Annotated in this window: 18 protein-coding genes, 1 tRNA gene and 1 other RNA gene; 10 read left to right on the forward strand and 10 right to left on the reverse strand. The window is 42.2% G+C overall.

Translation table 11 applies throughout. From position 1 onward, the window contains the following. Positions 1 to 2: 2 nt before the first annotated feature. From oppC to V2H77_RS21920, 5 genes are all read right to left on the reverse strand, one after another. Positions 3 to 911 (reverse strand): oligopeptide ABC transporter permease OppC, encoded by a 909-nt coding sequence (gene oppC / locus V2H77_RS21900; protein ID WP_139656039.1) that lies wholly within the window; start codon positions 909 to 911, stop codon positions 3 to 5. Positions 912 to 925: 14 nt separating this feature from the next. Then, on the reverse strand, positions 926 to 1846 hold the full coding sequence (gene oppB / locus V2H77_RS21905; protein WP_341500461.1) for an oligopeptide ABC transporter permease OppB: 921 nt from the start codon (positions 1844 to 1846) through the stop codon (positions 926 to 928). Between the two features lie 85 nt (positions 1847 to 1931). Then, positions 1932 to 3572: an oligopeptide ABC transporter substrate-binding protein OppA gene (gene oppA / locus V2H77_RS21910; protein ID WP_341500462.1), complete on the reverse strand. Its 1641-nt coding sequence runs from the start codon at positions 3570 to 3572 to the stop codon at positions 1932 to 1934. A 138-nt stretch (positions 3573 to 3710) separates the two neighbouring features. Continuing rightward, a complete protein-coding gene (locus tag V2H77_RS21915; protein ID WP_341500463.1) occupies positions 3711 to 5348 on the reverse strand; it encodes an ABC transporter substrate-binding protein in 1638 nt (545 codons plus the stop codon). Between the two features lie 554 nt (positions 5349 to 5902). After that, complete coding sequence (locus tag V2H77_RS21920; RefSeq protein ID WP_341500464.1) at positions 5903 to 6547, reverse strand: YchE family NAAT transporter; 645 nt, start codon at positions 6545 to 6547, stop codon at positions 5903 to 5905. 408 nt (positions 6548 to 6955) lie between these two features. Here V2H77_RS21920 and adhE point away from each other — a divergent pair, with 408 nt between their 5' ends. Next, positions 6956 to 9589 (forward strand): bifunctional acetaldehyde-CoA/alcohol dehydrogenase, encoded by a 2634-nt coding sequence (gene adhE, locus V2H77_RS21925; protein WP_341500465.1) that lies wholly within the window; start codon positions 6956 to 6958, stop codon positions 9587 to 9589. A 113-nt stretch (positions 9590 to 9702) separates the two neighbouring features. Here the strand turns inward: adhE and V2H77_RS21930 are convergent, their stop codons facing one another. Continuing rightward, a complete protein-coding gene (locus V2H77_RS21930; protein WP_341500466.1) occupies positions 9703 to 10302 on the reverse strand; it encodes a thymidine kinase in 600 nt (199 codons plus the stop codon). A gap of 643 nt (positions 10303 to 10945) precedes the next feature. On the opposite strand from V2H77_RS21930, the gene hns reads away from it, so the two are divergent. Next, a complete protein-coding gene (gene hns / locus V2H77_RS21935) occupies positions 10946 to 11350 on the forward strand; it encodes a histone-like nucleoid-structuring protein H-NS (RefSeq protein ID WP_046397237.1) in 405 nt (134 codons plus the stop codon). 297 nt (positions 11351 to 11647) lie between these two features. Here hns and V2H77_RS21940 read toward each other — a convergent pair whose 3' ends face one another. From V2H77_RS21940 to rssB, 4 genes are all read right to left on the reverse strand, one after another. Continuing rightward, positions 11648 to 12661: an NAD-dependent epimerase gene (locus V2H77_RS21940; protein WP_341500467.1), complete on the reverse strand. Its 1014-nt coding sequence runs from the start codon at positions 12659 to 12661 to the stop codon at positions 11648 to 11650. A gap of 8 nt (positions 12662 to 12669) precedes the next feature. After that, positions 12670 to 14013 carry a UDP-glucose dehydrogenase family protein gene (locus tag V2H77_RS21945; RefSeq protein WP_341500468.1) on the reverse strand — a complete coding sequence of 448 codons (1344 nt, stop codon included), beginning with the start codon at positions 14011 to 14013 and terminating at the stop codon, positions 12670 to 12672. A 23-nt stretch (positions 14014 to 14036) separates the two neighbouring features. After that, complete coding sequence (gene galU, locus V2H77_RS21950; protein ID WP_341500469.1) at positions 14037 to 14984, reverse strand: UTP--glucose-1-phosphate uridylyltransferase GalU; 948 nt, start codon at positions 14982 to 14984, stop codon at positions 14037 to 14039. 393 nt (positions 14985 to 15377) lie between these two features. Further along, positions 15378 to 16403, reverse strand: coding sequence for a two-component system response regulator RssB (rssB, locus tag V2H77_RS21955; RefSeq protein WP_341500470.1), 1026 nt, complete (start codon positions 16401 to 16403; stop codon positions 15378 to 15380). A 163-nt stretch (positions 16404 to 16566) separates the two neighbouring features. Between rssB and V2H77_RS21960 the strand changes: the two genes are divergently transcribed. The 8 genes from V2H77_RS21960 to otnC all read left to right on the forward strand — a co-directional run bounded on the left by V2H77_RS21960 (position 16567) and on the right by otnC (position 22742). Then, entirely contained in the window at positions 16567 to 17046 is a 480-nt protein-coding gene (locus tag V2H77_RS21960; protein ID WP_341500471.1) for a YchJ family protein, read from the forward strand. A gap of 45 nt (positions 17047 to 17091) precedes the next feature. After that, positions 17092 to 17940: a formyltetrahydrofolate deformylase gene (gene purU, locus V2H77_RS21965; RefSeq protein ID WP_105397377.1), complete on the forward strand. Its 849-nt coding sequence runs from the start codon at positions 17092 to 17094 to the stop codon at positions 17938 to 17940. A gap of 273 nt (positions 17941 to 18213) precedes the next feature. Next, entirely contained in the window at positions 18214 to 18657 is a 444-nt protein-coding gene (locus V2H77_RS21970) for a cupin domain-containing protein (RefSeq protein ID WP_341500472.1), read from the forward strand. A gap of 253 nt (positions 18658 to 18910) precedes the next feature. After that, a tRNA-Tyr gene (locus V2H77_RS21975) sits at positions 18911 to 18995 on the forward strand. A 166-nt stretch (positions 18996 to 19161) separates the two neighbouring features. After that, a non-coding RNA gene (locus tag V2H77_RS21980) (RtT sRNA) lies at positions 19162 to 19309 on the forward strand. A 619-nt stretch (positions 19310 to 19928) separates the two neighbouring features. Next, the gene (ltnD, locus tag V2H77_RS21985) at positions 19929 to 20834 is read left to right on the forward strand and encodes an L-threonate dehydrogenase (protein ID WP_341500473.1); all 906 of its coding nucleotides are present in this window, start codon (positions 19929 to 19931) and stop codon (positions 20832 to 20834) included. Beyond that, on the forward strand, positions 20834 to 22111 hold the full coding sequence (otnK, locus tag V2H77_RS21990) for a 3-oxo-tetronate kinase (protein WP_341500474.1): 1278 nt from the start codon (positions 20834 to 20836) through the stop codon (positions 22109 to 22111). Before ltnD ends, otnK begins: the two co-directional genes overlap by 1 nt. After that, a complete protein-coding gene (otnC, locus tag V2H77_RS21995) occupies positions 22104 to 22742 on the forward strand; it encodes a 3-oxo-tetronate 4-phosphate decarboxylase (RefSeq protein WP_341500475.1) in 639 nt (212 codons plus the stop codon). The genes otnK and otnC overlap by 8 nt, the downstream gene beginning before the upstream one ends. The last annotated feature ends 13 nt before the right edge of the window (positions 22743 to 22755 follow it).

Raw genomic sequence — 22755 nt, forward strand, 5'->3', positions numbered from 1 at the left:
CCTTAACGATCTTTCGGATCGAGGGCATCACGCAAGCCGTCGCCGATAAAGTTAAAACAAAACAGTGTCACCACCAGAAAACCGGCAGGAAACAACAGCAACCACGGGGAAACTTCCATCGAATTCGCACCATCACTTAACAATGCGCCCCAACTGCTTAATGGCTCTTGAGTTCCCAATCCCAGAAAGCTAAGAAATGATTCAAACAGAATCATGCTTGGCACCAATAAAGATGCATAAACCACCACCACTCCCAATACATTAGGGACAATATGACGCAGCACAATATGACGGGTTGATACACCACACACCAACGCCGCCTCAATAAACTCCTTACGTTTTAGGCTCAATGTCTGGCCACGGACAATACGCGCCATATCCAGCCATGACACCATACCGATGGCGACAAATATCAGAAAAATATTCTGTCCGAAGAAGGTCACCAGTAGGATCACGAAGAACATGAATGGAAATGAGTTTAGAATTTCCAACAGACGCATCATAACTGAATCTATTTTTCCGCCTATATAGCCGGATAATGATCCATATAAGGTTCCGACGACTACCGCCACCAAAGCGGCTGCCACCCCAACCATCAATGAAATGCGCCCCCCAATAGCAACACGCACCAACAAATCACGACCGGAAGAATCTGTACCAAAATAGTGACCCGATTCAAAATCGGGCGGCATCGACATCATGGCCCAGTCAGTATCATCATAAGTAAATTGGGCTAACATCGGTGCCAGGATCACAAACAAAGTAATCAAAGATAGCAGACACAAACTGGCAATCGCTGCCCGGTTGTGAATAAAACGACGTCGTGCATCCTGCCACAAACTGCGGCCTTCAATTTCCAGTTGCTCAGAGAAATTTTCCAGAGCTTCGCTGTTTTGTTTATTCACTATCATTGCGCGCTCCAGTCTTAATAACGAATCTTCGGATCGATAACAGCGTACAACACATCAACAATCGCATTGAACAGAATAGTCAGGCCACCAACCAAAATAGTCAGACTTAACACTAACGAATAGTCACGGTTCAATGCGCCATTAACAAACAACTGCCCTATTCCCGGCAACCCGAAGATCGTTTCAATCACCATCGAGCCGGTAATGATGCCGACAAAAGCCGGCCCCATATAAGAGATAACCGGTAACAATGCGGGCTTTAAAGCATGGCGGAAAATAATGATACGCAACGGCAACCCCTTAGCCCGCGCAGTACGAATAAAATTAGAGTGCAGCACTTCTATCATCGAACTACGAGTAATACGGGAAATACTGGCGATATAGGCCAAAGACAACGCTACCATCGGCAAAATCATATATTTAGGCGCACCGCCATTCCAGCCTCCTCCCGGCAGCCATTTAAGATGAATAGCGAACCCCAACACCAGTAACGGCGCCACGACAAAACCCGGGATAACAACCCCCGTCATGGCAAACCCCATAACCGTATAATCCCATTTGGTATTTTGGTTAAGTGCAGCAATAACCCCGGCGCTGACCCCCAAGACAACCGCCATGATAAATGCCGAAGCCCCTAATTTAGCCGACACTGGGAATGCTGTTGCTACCAGATCGTTAACCGAGTAGTCCTTATATTTGAAAGAAGGCCCAAAATCTCCTTTAGTGAGTTGAATTAAGTAATCAAAATATTGTTTATAAATTGGGTCATTCAAATGATATTTCGCTTCAATGTTCGCCATCACTTCTGGCGGCAATTTCCGCTCGCCGGTAAATGGGCTGCCTGGCGCCAACCGCATCATGAAAAACGAAATAGTGATAAGAATAAAAAGTGTCGGGATCGCCTCTAAACAACGGCGTAAAATAAACTTAAGCATCGCCCGTTCCTATGTGTTGGCCCTTAACCCTGGCCTTAAAATAATTTGACACTAAAGCAGCCCTTTCTGGGCTGCTTTACAACGATTAGTGTTTGATAATATAAAAATCTTTGGTGTGTAAATTATCCAAAGGATCTTTCCCTGTATAGCCACCAACATAGGGCTTCACTAACCGGGTATTCACATAGTAATAAAGGGGGACAATAGCCGAATCTTTATCTAACTGCGCTTCTGCTTTCTGGTAAACAACAGCACGTTCATCATCTGTCGCCACTTTCAGAGATTCCTTCATCAGCTTATCAAACTCATCACTCTTATAATGAGCCGTGTTATTACTACTATAAGAAAGCATTGCATTCAGGAATGAAGAAGGTTCGTTGTAATCGGCACACCAGCCAGCACGGGCCACGTCATAATTACCCTGATGTCGAGTATCGAGGAAAGTTTTCCACTCTTGGTTTTCCAAACGAACATCAGCACCTAAATTTTTCTTCCAAACAGAAGATACAGCGATTGCAATTTTTTTATGCAGATCAGAGGTGTTATAAAGCAAGTTAAATTTCAATGGATTATCTTTATTATAACCTGCTTCGGCCAGTAATTTTTTGGCTTCTTGGTTGCGTTGTTCCTGACTCCAACCAGCAAACCACACTGGTTTTATTTCTTTAAAGCCATCAGTAAACGGCGGTGTATAACCGGAAGCAGGAATATCACCCTGTGCTTTGACTTTATTGGTCACAATATCGCGATCCATAGACAATTTCAGTGCAGTACGGACGCGGGGATCATTAAATGGGGGTTTTTCGTTATTAATTTCGTAGTAATAAGTACATAAATGCGGGTTAATATGCAGCTCGTTCGGGATCTCTTTTTTCAGTTTCTGGAATAGTTCAATCGGCAAATTGGTATAAGTCATATCAATTTCGCCACTGCGATAACGGTTTACATCCGTGACCTCTGACGAAATTGGCAGGAAAGTAACCTGATCAATAACGGTATTTTTGTTATCCCAGTATGTCGGGCTACGTTCCATCACAATACGTTCGTTAACCACCCAGTTTTTCAGTTTATAGGCACCATTGCCGACAAAATTCTGTGGCTGAGTCCATTTTTCGCCATATTTTTCTACCGTAGCTTTATGAACCGGTGACATTGAAGAGTGAGCTAAAAGTCTTGGCAGATAAGGAACCGCTTCGCTCAATGTAAGCTGCAATGTATAGTCATCCAGCGCCTTTACTCCCAGCGTATCTGGTTTCTTTTTACCACCGATGATGTCATCAATATTGGTGATATGGGCATACTGGAGATAACTTTCATAGGGAGAAGCAGTATTAGGATCGGCCAGACGTTGCCAACTGTAAACAAAATCATGAGCCGTGACAGGATCACCATTAGACCACTTGGAATCTTTACGCATATGGAATGTCCAGACGGTAAAATCTTTATTTTCCCAACTGGTCGCAGAACCTGGCAAAATTTCGCCATTCGGACCAACGATGACGACACCCTCAAACAAATCACGCGCCAAATGTGCTTCTGGCACCCCTTCAATCTTATGCGGATCTAACGATTGCGGTTCAGAGCCGTTATTACGGACTAAAACCTGTTTATCCGCTAATTGAACGCCATCAGGCACTTTTGCAGCAAAGACCTGACTTGCGATTATCATACTCAGTGCAGCGCTGATGCTGACAGTAAGTAGTCTCTTTTTCGTTGTGTTTATCATCTTCTTCTACTCCAATTTTATACCGTCAGATTTGTTATCAGCCGACGGCCCAGAAATAAGGGATGAATTACCACCTGCATACAAAAGGAACGATTTTGTTTGCAGGGTCTCAGTAACTCTTTTGAACCAAGCTACTGTCTAATTTTTTATCATATACAGTCGCTTAACATCCATATAATCCAATGGGTCTTTCCCTGAAAACCCTCCCACTGATGGGCTAATAAGCCGTACACTCACCCGGTAATAAACGGGAATCAGCACCGAGTCTTTATCCAGTTGAAACTCGGCTTGTTGATATGATTTCTTACGCTCAATAGCGTCCTTAGCTATTAATGCCTGTTCTAGATAGCTATCAAAATTTTTATTCTGGTAGAAAGCCGTGTTATTACTGCTGTCTGACAGCAACATGTTTAAAAACGCGGTAGGTTCATTGTAATCAGCACACCAGGTTGCTCTGGTCACCTCATAATTCCCCTGATGGCGGCTTTCAAGAGAAGTTTTCCATTCCTGATTCTGCAAAATCACATCCGCTCCCAGATTCTTTTTCCACATGGAAGCGGCGGCAATAGCCTGCTGTTTATTTTGCTCTGACGTGTTGTACAACAAGGTGAACTTCAATGGATTCGCCTGATTGAAACCGGCCTGAGCCAACAATTCTCTGGCGCGTTTATTACGCTGCTCCTGTGTCCAGCCAGCCCATTCTGGTTTAGCAAAATCGCCGCCCCCGATAAATGTTGGCGTAAAACTATAAGCCGGTATTTGCCCCTGCCCCATAATTTTCCCCGCAATAATATCCCTGTCGAGACCTAACTTGACTGCTTCACGGACTCTGACATCAGTAAACGGCGGTTTTTTATTGTTAATTTCGTAATAAAACGTACAAAGGTAAGGGCTGACGCGAACCTGATCGGGGATATCTTTTTTCATTTTCTGATACAGAGTCGGCGGAATGGCGCTGTGGGTGATATTTATCTCTCCACTACGATAGCGGTTAATATCACTGGTTTCAGATTGAAGAGGTAAGAGGGTCGCTTGATCAATAACTGTTTTTGTATTGTTCCAATATCGAGGGTTGCGTTCGAGCACTATCCGCTCATTGACCACCCACTCTTTCAACGAATACGCCCCATTACCGACATAATTTTCTGGCAGCGTCCATTTATTGCCCCATTTTTCAACCACATCCTTTTTCACCGGTTTCATTGCTGTATGGCTGAGCATACTGACGAAATAAGGTACAGGATGCGTCAGAATCACCTGTAAACGATGATCATCCAACGCTTTTACGCCTAACTGATCAGGCGATTTTTTACCTTTCAAAACATCACTAACATTTTCAACGTAAGCATATTGAAGGTAGCTGGCATAAGGTGAACCCACTTTGGGATCAGCTAATCGTTGCCAGCTATAGACAAAATCGTGGGCAGTGACAGGCGTTCCATCACTCCATTTAGCATTATCACGCAGATAAAAGGTCCATACCTTGTAATCCTGATTTTCCCAATGAGTTGCCACGCCCGGCACAGTTTCTCCTTCGGGGCCTGTACTCACCAATCCTTCCAATAAATTAAGAATAACGTTGGTTTCCGGTACACCTTCGACTTTATGTGGATCAAGCGAGGCAACTTCTGTGCCATTATTAATAATAATTTGCTGTTTATCCGCAAGTTTCACACCATCTGGAAGTTCAGCGGCAGACACAGCTGTAACAGGAAATGCTGATAATAAAAATATACAGGAAATAAACTTATATAATTTTAATTGTTTGATCTTCATTTTTTACCTCCAGTTTGATGGACTTGTTCATTCCACATATCACATCAAGGCCGGTATCTTCACATTATTTAGCCCAAAGTAACGGATTAAATATTAAAGCGGACTTATCATATCAACTGTTAAAATATCGCTCTTATATTGCAAAAGCCATCCTTACAAACAACTTAGTGCGACCTATTACATTAATTGATAAAATATGCCAACAACCATTACAACCAATTGATATATATACAATTATTAATTTTAAACTTAACTAAAATAGCAAACAAAGCTAGACCAAAGATGAAAATAAACATAATTTTAACAAATTGCAATCAATGCAAATTAAAAACCTACATTCATCACAAAACAGTGGTGGAAGCAACCAGTTACACATTGAACTCACAGGAAAGAATAATTTAGAAAAATATTGGGTTATTTGTATAAAATTCAGAGAGTACCGGTAAAAGAAGTGCGAAAAGCCTATGATATAGGCTTTATAATAAAAATGATAAGAATATTATAATTTGTAATTTCAATAGAAAGAAAATTGACGCCTTTTATCGTCAATCGTATCAAAGTAACCCTGGGAATAGCGCTTTTATCCCTGTCACAATCAGTTCAATCCCTAAAGACATCAATAGCAGTCCCATAATCCGGGTGATAACGTTAATGCCCGTTTGCCCAAGATATTTGACGACTAAAGGTGCAGATCGAAATAATAACCAGCAGCAAAAAGCAAACAACGCGCTGGTAAGCGCCAACCCAATAAAATTCTGCCATCCTTGATAACGAGAGCTCCAAACAATACAAGAACTGATTGCGCCGGGACCTGCCATTAACGGCAATGCCAGCGGCACAACACCAACACTTTCTCTAACAGCAGTTTCTGACTTTTCCTGCTTATTCTGTTTGTCCTCTCCAAGCTTACCGTTAATCATCGACATCGCGATGGTCACAACCAAAATCCCACCAGCAATACGAAAAGAGTCAATGGAAATGCCAAACATACGCAGGATCGAGTCACCTAACAGCAAAGCTGTCCATAAAATGATGGCGACAGAAGTATTAGCAACCAAATTGGTTCTATTACGAGCCGGCCGGGGTTGATAGTGAGTCATACTGATAAAAACCGGCAAAATACCAACAGGATTGACCAGTGCAAACAGTCCAACAAAAAACTTAATGTAACCAGAAAGATCCAGCAGTAAGTCACCCACAAATAACCTCTATAAAGTTACACTGTGTTATTAAAAATATTCTCATGATCGCTCACCAAAAAATCTATAAAACTTAATTTTTTCTTCACTTTATACTGGTAAAGCTCCATTTTCCATCGATCACAACGCATTTTCCAATTTAAAATATCTTATATAACAAGTTGTTAACTCAATATTTTCATTAGATGAAAAATTCAACCTTTCAACCCTATTTACACCCAACCAACAATAATTATCACCGACCTAAGCTGAAAGGAGTCAGCTTGGAATTTATGTGATTAAGATCAATATATATTTAATACCAAATGGTAACCTGTAGCTACCAAAAAATCACCAAGCTAAATAGTCTAAAAAATACTTATTCATTGATATTAAAAGATTTTTAATATTTTCCAGGAGTACTTCTTTATGACTGTAACTCATGTTACTGAACTAGACGAACTGGTTGCCAGGGTAAAAAAAGCACAACGTGAATTTGCTAACTTTTCTCAGGAGCAAGTTGACAAAATCTTCCGCGCTGCGGCCCTCGCAGCAGCAGATGCACGCATTCCTTTAGCAAAATTAGCCGTAGCAGAATCCGGTATGGGAATTGTCGAAGACAAAGTAATCAAAAACCACTTTGCCTCCGAATATATCTATAACGCTTATAAAGATGATAAAACCTGCGGCATTCTGTCTGAAAACAAAACATTCGGCACCATCACTATCGCTGAGCCTATTGGCTTAATTTGCGGCATCGTGCCAACCACTAACCCAACATCTACCGCTATTTTTAAGGCCCTCATCAGCCTAAAAACCCGCAACGGCATTATTCTCTCCCCTCACCCACGCGCCAAAAAAGCAACAACCAAAGCAGCAGAATTGGTTTTATCCGCTGCGGTCGCGGCTGGTGCGCCAAAAGATATTATTGGCTGGATTGATGAACCCTCCGTTGAACTTTCCAATGCATTGATGCACCACCAGGACATCAATCTCATCCTGGCGACCGGCGGGCCAGGTATGGTAAAAGCGGCGTACAGCTCGGGTAAGCCGGCAATCGGCGTCGGTGCTGGTAACACCCCAGTTGTTATTGATGAATCGGCTGATATTAAACGTGCCATTGCGTCTATTCTGATGTCCAAAACCTTTGACAATGGCGTCATCTGTGCTTCAGAACAATCCGTTATCGTGGTGGATACTGTTTATGAACAGGTCCGTAAACGGTTTTTTACACATGGCGGTTATCTGTTACAAGGCGAGGAACTGAAAGCTGTTCAAGATATCATTCTAAAAAACGGTTCTCTAAATGCGGAGATTGTGGGTCAACCTGCAACAAAAATTGCCGAAATGGCAGGAATTAATGTTCCTGAAAGGACCAAAATCTTAATTGGAGAAGTGAGTTTGATTGACGAAGCAGAGCCTTTTGCTCATGAAAAACTGTCTCCATTGCTCGCTATGTACCGCAGTAATAGTTTTGAAGATGCTGTAGAAAAGGCAGAAAAATTGGTTGAAATGGGTGGAATTGGTCACACTGCCTGCTTGTATACCGATCAGGACAATCAGGCGGCCCGAATCAAATATTTCGGCGATAAAATGAAAACAGCGCGTATTTTAGTAAATACACCTGCTTCTCAGGGAGGTATCGGTGATCTCTACAACTTCAAACTTGCTCCATCTCTGACACTAGGTTGCGGTTCTTGGGGAGGAAATTCCATCTCTGAAAATGTGGGGCCCAAACACCTCATCAATACCAAAACCGTAGCAAAAAGAGCAGAAAATATGCTGTGGCATAAACTTCCGAAATCAATTTACTTCCGTCGCGGTTCCCTGCCTGTGGCATTAGAAGAAGTCGCCACTGACGGTGCAAAACGCGCCTTTATCGTAACAGACCGTTTCTTATTCAATCATGGTTATACTGATCAAGTCACTGATGTGCTGAAATCTCACGGGATAGAAACGGAAGTTTTCTTTGAAGTTGAAGCAGATCCTACCCTAAGCACAGTTCGTAAAGGTGCGGAACAAATGCACTCATTCAAACCGGACATCATTATTGCCCTGGGGGGAGGTTCCCCAATAGATGCGGCCAAAATTATGTGGGTGATGTATGAACACCCAGAAACGCATTTCGAAGAACTGGCTCTACGATTTATGGATATCCGTAAACGCATCTATAGATTCCCGAAAATGGGGGTTAAAGCGAAAATGGTAGCCATTACCACAACTTCCGGTACAGGTTCTGAAGTAACGCCATTTGCGGTTGTCACTGATGATGCAACCGGTCAGAAATATCCACTGGCTGATTATGAATTGACGCCGAATATAGCTATCGTTGATGCCAATCTAGTCATGGATATGCCGAAATCACTCTGTGCTTTTGGTGGACTGGACGCCATCACCCACGCTCTGGAAGCTTACGTATCGGTCTTAGCAAACGAATACTCTGACGGACAAGCACTACAAGCGTTAAAACTACTAAAAGAGTTCCTTCCTGCCAGCTATCATGAAGGCGCCACTAATCCAGTTGCCCGTGAACGGGTTCATAATGCAGCGACTATCGCAGGGATTGCATTTGCTAACGCTTTCTTGGGCGTATGCCACTCAATGGCTCATAAACTAGGTTCTGAGTTCCATATCCCGCATGGTTTAGCTAACGCACTGCTAATTTGTAATGTTATTCGCTATAACGCTAACGATAACCCAACCAAACAGACTGCATTTAGCCAATATGACCGCCCACAAGCCCGCCGCCGTTACGCTGAAATTGCCGATCACCTCGGTTTATCCGTTACTGGCGACCGTACTGTCACAAAAATCGAAAAACTGTTAACTTGGCTAGAAAAGCTCAAGTCTGAGCTAGGTATTCCAACATCTATCCGTGAAGCAGGCGTTCAAGAGGCTGACTTCCTGGCAAAAATTAATAAACTATCTGAAGATGCTTTCGACGACCAATGTACCGGCGCTAACCCTCGCTACCCGCTGATTTCTGAGCTGAAACAATTGTTGTTGGATTCATACTATGGACGAGAATTCACAGAAACTGTTACAACAGCAGAAAGCCGGTAAGAACAAATTTATTAACTGATTAAATACTACTTAAGGGTGCTAATATCAGCGCCCTTTAACTCACCTCCGCCCTATTAACAGAGCACCTAACCGCTTCACAGAAAGACTATCCATTACATATTGCTTATTTTCTTCACCTCACTGACAGCATCCAGATAGTGCTTACGGCAAACAGACACATATTTTTCATTACCGCCGATATCAACTTGTTCACCATCATAAATGACCACACCTTCGCTATCCAAACGTAATGTACGGTTTGCCTTGCGTCCACAGTGGCAGACAGTTTTCAACTCAACTAACTTATCAGCCCACGCCAGAAGATACTGGCTACCGCTGAAAAGCTCGCCTCTGAAATCGGTTCTCAACCCATAACAAAGCACCGGAATATCATCATAGTCAGTCACCTTACATAGCTGTTCAATCTGTGCTTTCGTGAGAAAATGGCACTCATCAATCAGCACGCAATGCACTTTTGCCTGCTTATTTTCATCTCTAATCAACTCGCCAATATCTGTCTGTTGACTAAACAGAAGCGCATCCGAAGATAATCCAATCCGAGAATTGACTTTTCCCTTTTCAAACCGGGTGTCAATTTCTGCGGTAAACACCAGCGTTCTCATCCCTCTTTCATTATAGTTATAAGAAGATTGCAACAGGGATGTTGATTTTCCAGCATTCATTGCGGAGTAATAAAAATAAAGTTGAGCCATTAGCCCTACCCCTTAACAAAATTTATAAAGCCATATAGTCAGATGAGTTTACCATAAACTTTAGCCGTGATTATCCATCCCAGTAAGCTGTACCGGTTGATATACCGAAATATTTAGCTTAGTGATGTCTTAATGATTCATGATCATCATCACACCAACCGAGTAATAAAGCGCATTTGAATGACAAATGTTCATGTTTAAATTAAGAAGCGAAAGCCAGACTGATTTGTTGCATATCGTATGCAAATTAATAATGTGCGTGATTTACTTCCAGAAAACGGTAACAGTAAATCAGCGATAACTCATGGATTAGTCATAAGTTTTTTTTAACTTAGTATTATTCTGCTTTAGCAGGTATGATAAGAAACAGTTAAAATTACTTACCGATTTAGTATATACCTGGTTTATAAATTAGAGAGATTATCATGTTCCCCTTTGTTAAAGGTACCCTGAACATGTTATTGGGGAATGACAATCGAAATAGCTGTATAAAAAGCGCTATATAACTTTTGTAAAGAAATTACGTTTAAAAAAAAGAGCCATTTTATCCGAATATGATAAATTGACTATTGCAGAAAATAAAATAGCATTCTATTATTATATCCACATCAGCCATCATCATTAATAATTTGAGACCAGGACAATGAGCGATTTAAAAACCCTAAATAACATCCGTACTTTACGAGCTCAAGCAAGAGAATGCCAACTTGAGTTCTTGGATGAAATACTTGAAAAACTGACCGTCGTTGTTGAAGAACGTCGTGAAGAAGAAAGTCAGGTACAAGCTGAATTAGAAGAACGTACACGTAAATTGGAAGAAGTTCGTAAAATGATTCTTGACCAAGGAATTGATCCAAGCGAATTACTTCAGACAATGAGCGCCGGCAAATCTGCTGGTAAAACAAAACGTCCTGCTCGTCCAGCTAAATACCAATACGTTGATACAAACGGTGAAACTAAAACTTGGACTGGCCAAGGGCGTACACCTGCTGTTATCAAAAAAGCAATTGAAGATGAAGGAAGAACGCTGGAAAGCTTCTTACTCTAATTCATTGTTTTTGAAGTTAATTTAATTAAAAACACCCTTTTAAAATAGAAGGGTGTTTTTATTATTAAGCAGCTTAGATAACAAAAGAATTAATGTCTATCGAATGAGCGTGTATAAGTAGCCTTGGGAAGGATTTAGTCGGATTGCCCGTTTTTCTATCACTTCTTTACGATAAAGCAGGCGAGTTACTCGCTTAGCCAATGCCTAGGTAAATTAATAGTCAAACAGACGCAACTATTTACTTCTCTCTGATCACTATCGTTGATTCAATAGAAAAGGAGCCAATGGCTCCTCATCTTATTTAGACTTATGATAAAAACTCAAATACCACTCTACAAACTGCTTCACACCCTGCTTCACAGGTGTATTTGGGGCAAACCCTATTTTTTGGAAAATGTCACTTGAATCAGCACAGGTCGACAGAACATCACCATCTTGCATGGGCATCAAATTTTTCTTAGCCTGAATGCCTAATGATTCTTCTATTGCTTCAATAAAATCACCTAGTCTAGTTGGTTGACCATTACCAATATTATAAATACAGTAAGGGGCAGAGCTGGCAGATATTTGTCCATCTTCAACCGTCCAGCTCTCATTTGGCACCGGAATGATGTCTTGCAATCTGATTATTGATTCAACGATATCATCTATATAAGTGAAATCTCTAACCATATTACCGTGGTTATAAACATCAATCGGCTGCCCTGATAACATAGCCTTGGTGAACTTAAATAAAGCCATATCAGGACGTCCCCACGGGCCATATACGGTAAAAAAGCGCAAGCCTGTCGTTGGCAACTGATAAAGATGAGAGTAACTGTGAGACATTAATTCATCTGATTTTTTTGTTGCTGCATATAGTGAAACTGGATGATCAACTGAATCGTTTGTAGAAAACGGTTGCTTCCTATTTAATCCATAAACAGAACTAGAAGAAGAATATAATAAATGCTCAACATTATTGTGACGGCAACCTTCCAGAATATTGATATGCCCTATTATATTCGAATCAATGTAAGCCATCGGGTTTTGCAACGAATAGCGAACACCCGCCTGAGCCCCCAGGTGGATAACCCGCTGAAATTGGTGTCGAGAAAAAAGATCGGGAATGGCTATTCTGTCGGCCAAATCCAGCTTTTCAAATTTAAAACCCGACTTATCAAATAATAGATCTAACCGCGCTTGTTTGAGACTCACATCATAATAGTCATTAAGGTTGTCAATACCCACAACCTCATGCCCCATTTGCAATAATCTCTGGCTCACATGAAAGCCAATAAAACCAGCAGCGCCTGTGACTAAGAATTTCATTGTATTACTCAGATAACTGGATTAATGGATGCGCCACGACCAATCCCATAATAAGTAAAACCTCGGGATTGCAGGCGTTCAGGATCATAGAGATTCCGGCCATCAAAAATAACCGGCGTTTTGAGAGATTCTTTGATGACATCAAAATCTGGCGCACGAAAACTTTGCCATTCAGTACAAATAATCAAAGCATCGGCCCCCTTAAGCGCCGCTTCCTTGGTCCCCATCAATAATAAATCATCGCGCTGACCATAAATACGCTGAGCTTCCTGCATCGCCTCGGGATCGTAAGCCTGTATTTTGGCTCCCGCCTGCCATAATGCTTCCATCAAAACACGACTTGACGCTTCACGCATATCATCGGTATTCGGTTTGAACGATAATCCCCAGACAGAAAATGTCTTACCGGATAAATCTTCACCAAAATGGCGCATGACAAAAGAAGGCAATTTATGCTTTTGCAGTTCGTTCACTTGCTCTACAGCACGCAGAATTTTAGGTTGATAACCAATTTGCTCTGCGGTACGAATCAATGCTTGCACATCTTTCGGGAAACATGAACCACCATAGCCACAGCCTGGATAAATAAAATGATAGCCAATACGGGAGTCAGAACCAATTCCTTGACGAACATGCTCAATATCAGCGCCAAGCATTTCAGCTAAATTCGATATCTCATTCATAAAACTGATTTTCGTTGCCAGCATACAGTTAGCAGCATACTTCGTCAGTTCTGCACTACGAATATCCATCACAATCATACGATCATGATTACGGTTAAATGGTTCGTACAATTCATGCATCAGGTTAATGACTCTTTCATTGTCACACCCAATAATAATCCGCTCAGGACGCATACAATCTGCAACCGCCGCGCCTTCTTTAAGGAATTCAGGATTAGAAACCACATCAAATGGAATATCAACATTACGTTGACACAGAGTTTCATTAACAACGGCATTAACTTTATCTGCGGTACCAACAGGAACCGTAGATTTATCGATAATCACCTTATAGCTATCCATATGTTCCGCAATAGTACGGGCAACCGCTGTCACATACTTTAAATCTGCTGAACCATCTTCATCAGGAGGAGTGCCGACAGCAATAAATTGTAATTTACCGTGCGCAACACCGGCCTTTGCATCCGTACTAAAATTCAGGCGGCCTTCTTCATAATTTTTTTTAACCAGTGGAGCTAAGCCAGGTTCAAAAATGGGAATTTGACCATTTTTCAGATTTTCAACTTTATTGGCATCTATATCAATGCAAAGAACATTATGACCGACTTCAGCTAAAACCGCTGCCTGAACCAAGCCAACATAACCAATACCAAATACCGTAACTTTCATATAATACCTAAATTTCCGTAAAATTATTCTTTAACCTGATCCTGCAAAGTCACTAACCAATCAGTAAACTCTTTGCCCAAAGCATGATGTTTCATGCCATACCGGACAAATGCCTGCATATAACCAAGCTTATTACCGCAATCATGGCTTACACCCTGCAAGTGATAGGCTTCCACAGACTCCTGTTCTATTAACATGGCAATTGCATCAGTAAGTTGAATTTCATCACCGGCGCCTGGCGCTGTTTTTGCTAATAATGGCCAAATTTTCTCGGACAACACATAACGTCCAACAATAGAAAGATTTGATGGCGCTTCTTCCGGTTTAGGTTTTTCAACCACTCGCTTAATTGGTTTGCTGTCACCGGGTTGAAGATTTTCTCCTTGGCAATCGACAATACCATAACTCGAAACTTCTTCATGAGGTACAGGTTCTACTAATATTTGACTCGCACCCGTTTCATTATAGCGAACCAACATCTCGCTCAGATTATATTTAGTCAGATCCGTGCTGTATTCATCAAGAATAACATCCGGGAGTATCACAGCAAAAGGCTCATCGCCAATTAAAGGCTTGGCGCATAACACCGCATGTCCTAATCCTTTAGCAATTCCTTGACGAGTTTGCATAATAGTGACATGACTTGGACAAATAGATTGAACCTCGTCCAATAACTGACGCTTCACCCTTTGCTCAAGGATAGCCTCTAACTCAAAACTGGTATCGAAATGGTTTTCAATTGAATTTTTTGATGAATGAGTCACCAAGATAATTTCATTAATGCCAGCGGCAATACATTCATTAACGACATACTGAATAAGAGGCTTATCCACTAAGGGCAACATCTCTTTAGGAATGGCTTTCGTAGCAGGTAACATCCTCGTTCCCAAGCCCGCTACCGGAATAACAGCTTTCTTTACCATTTTTTCTACTGATGGTTTTTCTACTGATGATTTTTTTACTGCTGTCATTAATCTTTCTCCCGATGTTTTTTGACTGAAATAAATTCGTCTTCAACTCAAAATCAGTGCCAACTCTTTTAATAAGACGTCATTATTACTGACTATTTCTTGTCAATAAACCGCAAGCCCGAACAGCTCACAGAAACCGATGCATACACAGAGTTCACTGCTTCGTTTACCTATCTGGCTACTCAAAAAGTTATACTTTTACCTGAGCAGCGCTAAATCCGCTCTTTGTAGTAAAGAGCGGCAAATAAAATAGCCTGATTAGATAGATTTCAAGCATAATAGGCGGAGTATATCAGCTAATTCTCTCCGATAAACAGCACCATTCTGTTTAATTACATTATCGTGACCTAATGTTTAAAATCCATTTTAAACAAAATTCCACCTTGGTAATATTCACCCAGAATACATTGAAGAAAGCATCAGATTTATTTGACTATTTGTATTCCAGATCCGACATTGCCATTCAGCACTATGAGAACAAACTTGATTCGAACAAATCGTTTTCAACGTCCCAAGAGGAACACCACTATCTAATTGGATTTGGCGATTACCCGACTTAATACTGGCATGTAACCCTGCGGAGGTGAGCAGAACCGTTTTATTGATTGTATGATAATACCCAAGCAGCAATGGAAATTGCCCTTGTAACCCTGCACCTTCCAACAAGTTATTAATTCTATTTAGAATACCTGCCATACTGGGTAAACGCCGGGAATGGTGTACGATATGCTCCTGTAACAAACTGTTAAATACGACTCTAAGTAATAATGCTGAAATCACACCATACTCTTTTGAACGGCTAATATCCAGACAATAAAAAGCTAATTCATTGTCAGATAACGCCGCCATATCGAGAATCAATCCTGGTTTATCAATCATATTTAATTTTCGGTAATTAACTTTACAGTGAGCGATCACTTGAGAAACCGGAGGTTGTAACTGCTTAAGCATATTTAATGCTTCATCTGAATTATGCTTTAGAGTTAACCAATCTTTATTCAAGTTATTCTGTTCAATCGCACCAGACATAAAGACCGTAGGATGTAAATAGGCCAACACCGATTTTTTTATCTCATTAAGATCTGAAACAGGTTTTAATAAAACATCTTTTGCTCCCAAACGAAGCACTTCATCAACTTCGGCCATCTTGTTAGTCGCTGAAATAATAATAACTGGAATACTAATCCCTTCATTCGTCAATTTCGCAATAAATTCAATGCCATTCATAACCGGCATATCTAAATCACATAAAATAAGTTCAATATGAGCTTCGCGTCCTAGCACCTGTAGCGCAACAGCCCCATTAGATGCAACTAATACCTTAGCGCCCAATGTTCGCAAGTACCCTGCCAGCAAAGAACAAAAAACAGGTTCGTCCTCTACAATCAGAATTTTTTTGCCTGCCAATGCCTTTTCCATAAATGCGCTCCCTTATCCTAATCTTAATATTGCGACCTTCACCTTTTCTTAGGTACTATCACTCATATTAGTTCAATTAAGTGACTATCATTTGTTCTCTTACGTTTCTTTGCAATAAAAAACCCATAAAAATGGTATTTCACCCTTTACAATTGGAGTTATTTTGACAGAGCTATGTCCTTGTGGTAGTGGAATAGATTTTGCGGATTGCTGTTCCCCTTATCTTCAAAACATAAAAATTGCCCCGACTGCCGAATCACTGATGCGTTCCCGATACAGCGCCTATGTAAAGCACAACGCCGATTATCTTATTACCAGCTGGCATCCTGACTGCCAGGCTGAAAAATGGCGTTTAGATATAGAACAGAGTTTTATTGTTACCCAGTGGCTCGGACTAAATGTCATTACGACGGCAAAAGGCAAAAATGATAACGAAGCCTATGTTGAATTTTCAGCTTGCTTTCTTGATCAGAAATCCCAAGATAAGCAACTTATTCATGAGCGTTCACGTTTTCTTCGTATAGACCAGCGTTGGTACTATATTGACGGTATAAAACCTATCGACGGCATAAAACCTCAAATTGGCCGTAATAGCCCCTGCCCATGCGGTTCAGGTAAAAAATACAAAAAATGTTGTGGTTAAGGCCCACAAACAGAAAACGCAAAATATTTAAGGATAATCCCATTCATGCAACATCAACATATACAAAAGAAAATTCTACGCACTATTTGCCCTGATGCCAAAGGACTGATCGCCAAAATTACTAATATTTGCTACAAACACCAACTGAATATAGTTCAGAATAATGAATTCGTCGATCATCGCACAGGCCGCTTTTTCATGCGTACTGAGCTTGAAGGAATTTTCAATGATGAGACACTTCTTGCTGATTTAGATGACGCACTTCCGGTGGGTTCGCAACGGGAATTAAATAGCGCGGGTCGTCGGCGTATTGTTATTATGGTGACAAAAGAAGCGCATTGCCTTGGGGATTTGCTCATGAAAAGCGCTTATGACGGGCTTGATGTTGAAATTGCTGCGGTTATCGGCAACCATGCAACATTACAATCGTTAGTTGAGCAATTTGGCATTCCTTTCCATTTAATCAGTCACGAGGGTTTAACCCGTGAACAACATGATGAAAAACTGATTGCCCAGATTGACCAATACAAACCTGACTACGTGGTATTAGCTAAATACATGCGAGTACTGACACCGGAATTTGTCCAGCATTATCCAAATCAGATTATTAACATTCACCACTCCTTTTTACCTGCATTTATCGGGGCGCGTCCTTATCATCAGGCTTATGAGAGAGGGGTAAAAATCATCGGAGCAACAGCGCATTATGTGAATAACAATCTGGATGAAGGTCCAATTATTACTCAGAAGGTCATTAACATAGACCATACATACACTGCTGAAGACATGATGAGAGCGGGCCGGGATGTTGAAAAAAACGCGCTGAGTCATGCTTTATATTGGGTTCTTGCTCAACGAGTTTTTGTTTACGGCAACCGTACTGTCATCCTTTAAAGCTGAATTACCTGGGGCCAAAAAACAGCACACGGTAACTTATTTTCAAGCATACGCTTTACAGCGGCGACTCATTTAATGTGATTCTGGCCGCTGTAAGCAATAGTGATGCTAGGAAAAATGTCGTTTTCTTTCCCCTCGTTACTCAACACGAACTGAAGTAACCAAGATCTTTTAATTCTTACTGTATTTAAGTGTGGGTCTTCCCTGATCATAGTGGGGATGATATGGTTCGCCACAGGTCACTTACTCAATTTATTACAAGGATCTCGCATGCGGCTATCTATTCAATCTTTATCCGTCTTTACCTCTTTTGCTTTGCTCATTGCTCCATTTTTCACTCAAGCACATGACAGCAACACTGCTGCTGGTATTAAAGTTGAAAAATTGCTTGAGACTGAAAAGTCTTGGGATGGCGTGTTTTATCAAGAATATCCCAAAGGCACTCCTCAGCTTTCAGTTCTCAAAATTACTATTGCTCCAAATACCAGCCTTGACTGGCATGAACACCCGATACCTAATGCAGCTTATGTGCTGGACGGGGAGTTAACGGCAGAGAAAAAATCCAGTGGCGAAAAACGTCTTTTAAAGGCGGGAGAGGCGGTATCCGAGATGGTTGACAGCGCTCATCGCGGTTACACAGGCAAAGAAGGTGTTACCCTCCTGGTCTTCTACGCAGGGCAAAAAGGAATCCCTCTTTCTAAACCTGTTAAGTAAAAACCGCTCAAGGGGGAAGTGCCCACTGCAACCAACAGTGATACATTTCAAAATCGGGTGAAGTTTCCGAACGGCCGAAGGGAGCAGACGGTAAATAAGTCGTCATAAACAGACGACTTATTTGTTCACAACAGGATCAACAAGGATAAAAAAACAGCACACGGTAACGTATTTGTAAATATATACTTTACAGCAGCGCCTCATTTGATATGATTCCGCCCGCTGTAAGCAACAGTGATACATTTCAAAATCTGGTGGGGTTCCCGAGCGGCCAAAGGGAGCAGACTGTAAATCTGCCGTCACAGACTTCGAAGGTTCGAATCCTTCCCCCACCACCAAAAATTGCCTTCGAGCCTTACAAACAAACTCAATAAAAACATATTCCTCGTTTGGAGAAAGGTCGAAAACCTTCGCCAAAGTTCGAGCTTTACAGCAGCGGCTCATTTGATGTGATTCCGCCCGCTGTAATCAACAGTGATACTTTTCAAAATCGGGTAAAGTTCCCAAACGGCCAAAGGGAGCAGACTGTAAATCTGCCGTCACAGACTTCGAAGGTTCGAGCTGAGCGCAGCGAAACAACAATGCGGCGCTTGCGACGCGTTGGCCCGTAGGGCGAGGAACGCAGTGACGAGTCATCCTTCCCCCACCACCAAAAATTGCCTTCAAGCCTTACAAACAAACTCAATAAAAACATATTCCTCATTTGGAGGAAGGTCGAAAACCTTCGCCAAAGTTCGAGCTTTACAGCAGCGGCTCATTTGATGTGATTCCGCCCGCTGTAATCAACAGTGATACATTTCAAAATCGGGTAAAGTTCCCAAACGGCCAAAGGGAGCAGACTGTAAATCTACCGTTACAGACTTCGAAGGTTCGAGAAACAACAATGCGACGCTTGCGACGCGTTGGCCCGTAGGGCGAGGAACGCAGTGACGAGTCATCCTTATTCCTCCGAAAACAACCTACCTCTATCACATGCCTCTAAATTACCTATTCTTAAACAGATCCAGAGACTAACTAACATCTTCAAAAGAATTCAGCAAAAAGCGCTTACCAACCTTAACGTCCCCACAATCATATTCCCTATCACACCTTTACGTGAAATTTAACATTTCACAACAATCAATTATAAACAATATAAATCAAATAATTACAAGAATAGCCATCGCCAATCAGAGGATTTTCAAATGTGATAACTGTCCTGTATTTGTGAAATTACGTGTGAAATAATGATAAAAAATAACAAATTATAACAACAACACCAGGGAACCATCATGAACCAATCAACACAAAAAATAGGGATTATAGGATTGGGGGCTATGGGTATGGGAATTGCCTGTTCGTTAATACGCGCAGGCATTCCCACATATGGATTTGATTTAAATCCAAAAGCCTGTGACCAGCTTCTGCAAGCGGGCGCTAAAGCGGCAACAACCAACGCAGCAGAATGGGCATCAGAGCTAGATGCCATTTTGCTCGTAGTCGTCAATGGCGCTCAAATAGAAAGCATACTGTTCGGGGGCGAAACACCGCTGGTTAGCCGACTAAAAGCCGGTACGATCATTGTGCTTCACAGTACCGTTGCCGCAGAACAAGCTAAAGATTTTTCCCATCGTCTTAGCCAATACAACCTCAACATGTTGGATGCGCCTATTTCAGGCGGCGCACTAAAAGCTGAACAAGGCCAACTCACTGTTATGGCTTCTGGCGAACCAGCATTATTTGAAAAACTAAAGTCTGTATTTGATGCCGCCACCGAACGACTTTACCATGTTGGAAACGAGATTGGTCAAGGATCTACTGTCAAAACAATCCATCAATTACTTGCCGGTATACATATTGCGGCGGCCGCAGAAAGTATGGCATTAGCAGCCAAAGCCGGCATTTCCTTGGAGTTGATGTACGATATTGTCACCCACGCAGCGGGTAACTCTTGGATGTTTGAAAACCGCGTTCCCCATATTCTGGCAGGGGATTACACCGCCAAATCCTCTGTAGATATCTTTGTCAAAGATCTGGGATTGGCATTAGAAACAGGTAAGGATCTGAAATTCCCACTACCATTATCAGCCACGGCACATCAAATGTTCCTAGCTGCCAGCAACGAAGGTTTCGGCCAATGGGATGACAGCGCGGTTATCAAAACATTCAAAGGTATCACTTTACCGGAGAAAAAATAATGACCATTAAATTGGGCGTTATCGCTGATGACTTTACCGGCGCAACCGATATCGCTGGTTTTATGGCGCAAAGCGGCTGGCGAGTCGTCCAGCTACTGGATACACCTGATGAGAATACCGCCATTCCACCGGATATTGATGCTATTGTTATCAGCCTGAAAAGCCGCTCCTGCCCGATAGACGAAGCCGTGAATAACGCGGTGAAATCCTGCCGCTGGTTACGTCAGAAAGCCGATTGTCAACAAATATTCTTCAAATACTGCTCAACTTTTGACTCTACCAGCAAAGGCAATATTGGCCCGGTCACTGATGCCCTGATGGATGAACTACAAACAGACATCACGCTGATCTCTCCTGCCCTCCCAGTTAACGGGCGAACCGTTGTACATGGACATCTATTTGTTAACGGTCAACTGCTTAATGAAAGTGGCATGCAGCACCATCCCGTGACACCAATGACAGATGCCAATCTGCTGCGCCTGATGGAACAACAAGCTCAAGGGAAAGCCGATTTGGTGGATCTGGCCTGTGTACACCAGGGAGAACAGGCAATTCGCGTGAGGCTAAATCATTTACAACAACAAAACATACGCTACGCAGTAACAGATACCCTCTCCATGAATGACTTGCTGCCTATTGCCAGAGCGGCATCAGAGCTGAAATTAATCACTGGCGGTTCCGGTCTTGGCGCTGCCCTTGCCAGCACAGACACCGGTAAACCATTGATGCCATGCCAACCAGAAGGAGCAACACCACCCGCCGAGAACAGACGCGCCGTGATCCTTTCCGGCAGTTGTTCTGTCATGACCAACAAACAAGTTGCCCTGTACCAGAAACTGGCCCCTGCTCAATCCCTGAATATTGATTCATGTATCAATGATCCACAATATGCCGAAAAACTGGTTGCGTGGGTTATTCTGCAATCAGAAAACCATCTGGCTCCCATGCTATACGCAACTCAATCCCCAGAAACATTACAGAAAATCCAACAGCAATATGGTGCGGCTACTGCTAGTGAAGCAATAGAAAACACCTTCGCCAGTGTTGTAAAAGGCTTGCGTCAGTTCGGATTCAATACCTTCATTATCGCAGGCGGCGAAACTGCCGGTAAAATAGTACAAAGTCTGGACATTCAACAATTCAGTATCGGTGCGCCAATTGCCCCAGGCGTACCTTGGGTACATGATCAACAACACAATTATTGGCTGGCATTAAAATCAGGCAACTTCGGCGATATTGATTTTTTCCTGCATGTACAGGAGATGTTTCATGAATGAACAAGCATTACGGACAGAATTAGTCGAATGGGCTCGTTCAATGTTCTACCGGGGCTATAGCAGCGGCGGTGCAGGTAATATCAGCGCCAAACTAGAAGATGGCGCGATTATCATCACACCGACCAATTCCAGCTTTGGCGACTTACAAGCTGAGCGCCTGAGTAAGCTGGACGCAGAGGGTAACTGGCTCTCCGGCGACAAACCCACAAAAGAAGTTTCCATGCACCTGGCAATGTACCGCAACCGTCCCGAATGCCATGCAGTGGTCCATCTACATTCTCCTTGGTTAACCGCCCTTTCCTGTCTATCCAATCTGGATAAAAGTAACTGCCTGCCACCCATTACACCCTACTATGTAATGCGAGTTGGAAAACTGCCTCTGGTCAAATATCTACCACCGGGAGATGAAAGAATCGGAGAGGAAATTGCGAAGCTGGCCGCAAAACACAACGCAATCCTGCTATCAAACCACGGACCTGTTGTCGGCGGCAAAACTTTACGGCAAGCTTTTTTCAATGCAGAGGAATTGGAAGACACCGCCCGGCTCTATTTAACGTTACTGCCACATGGCTTCACCGCATTAAATGAAGAGCAAGTACAAGAGCTTGAAACTCGTTACCCCAAGAATTGAGTAAATAAACAAG

This window comes from Photorhabdus sp. P32, from assembly GCF_038085095.1.
Lineage (GTDB): Bacteria > Pseudomonadota > Gammaproteobacteria > Enterobacterales > Enterobacteriaceae > Photorhabdus > Photorhabdus luminescens.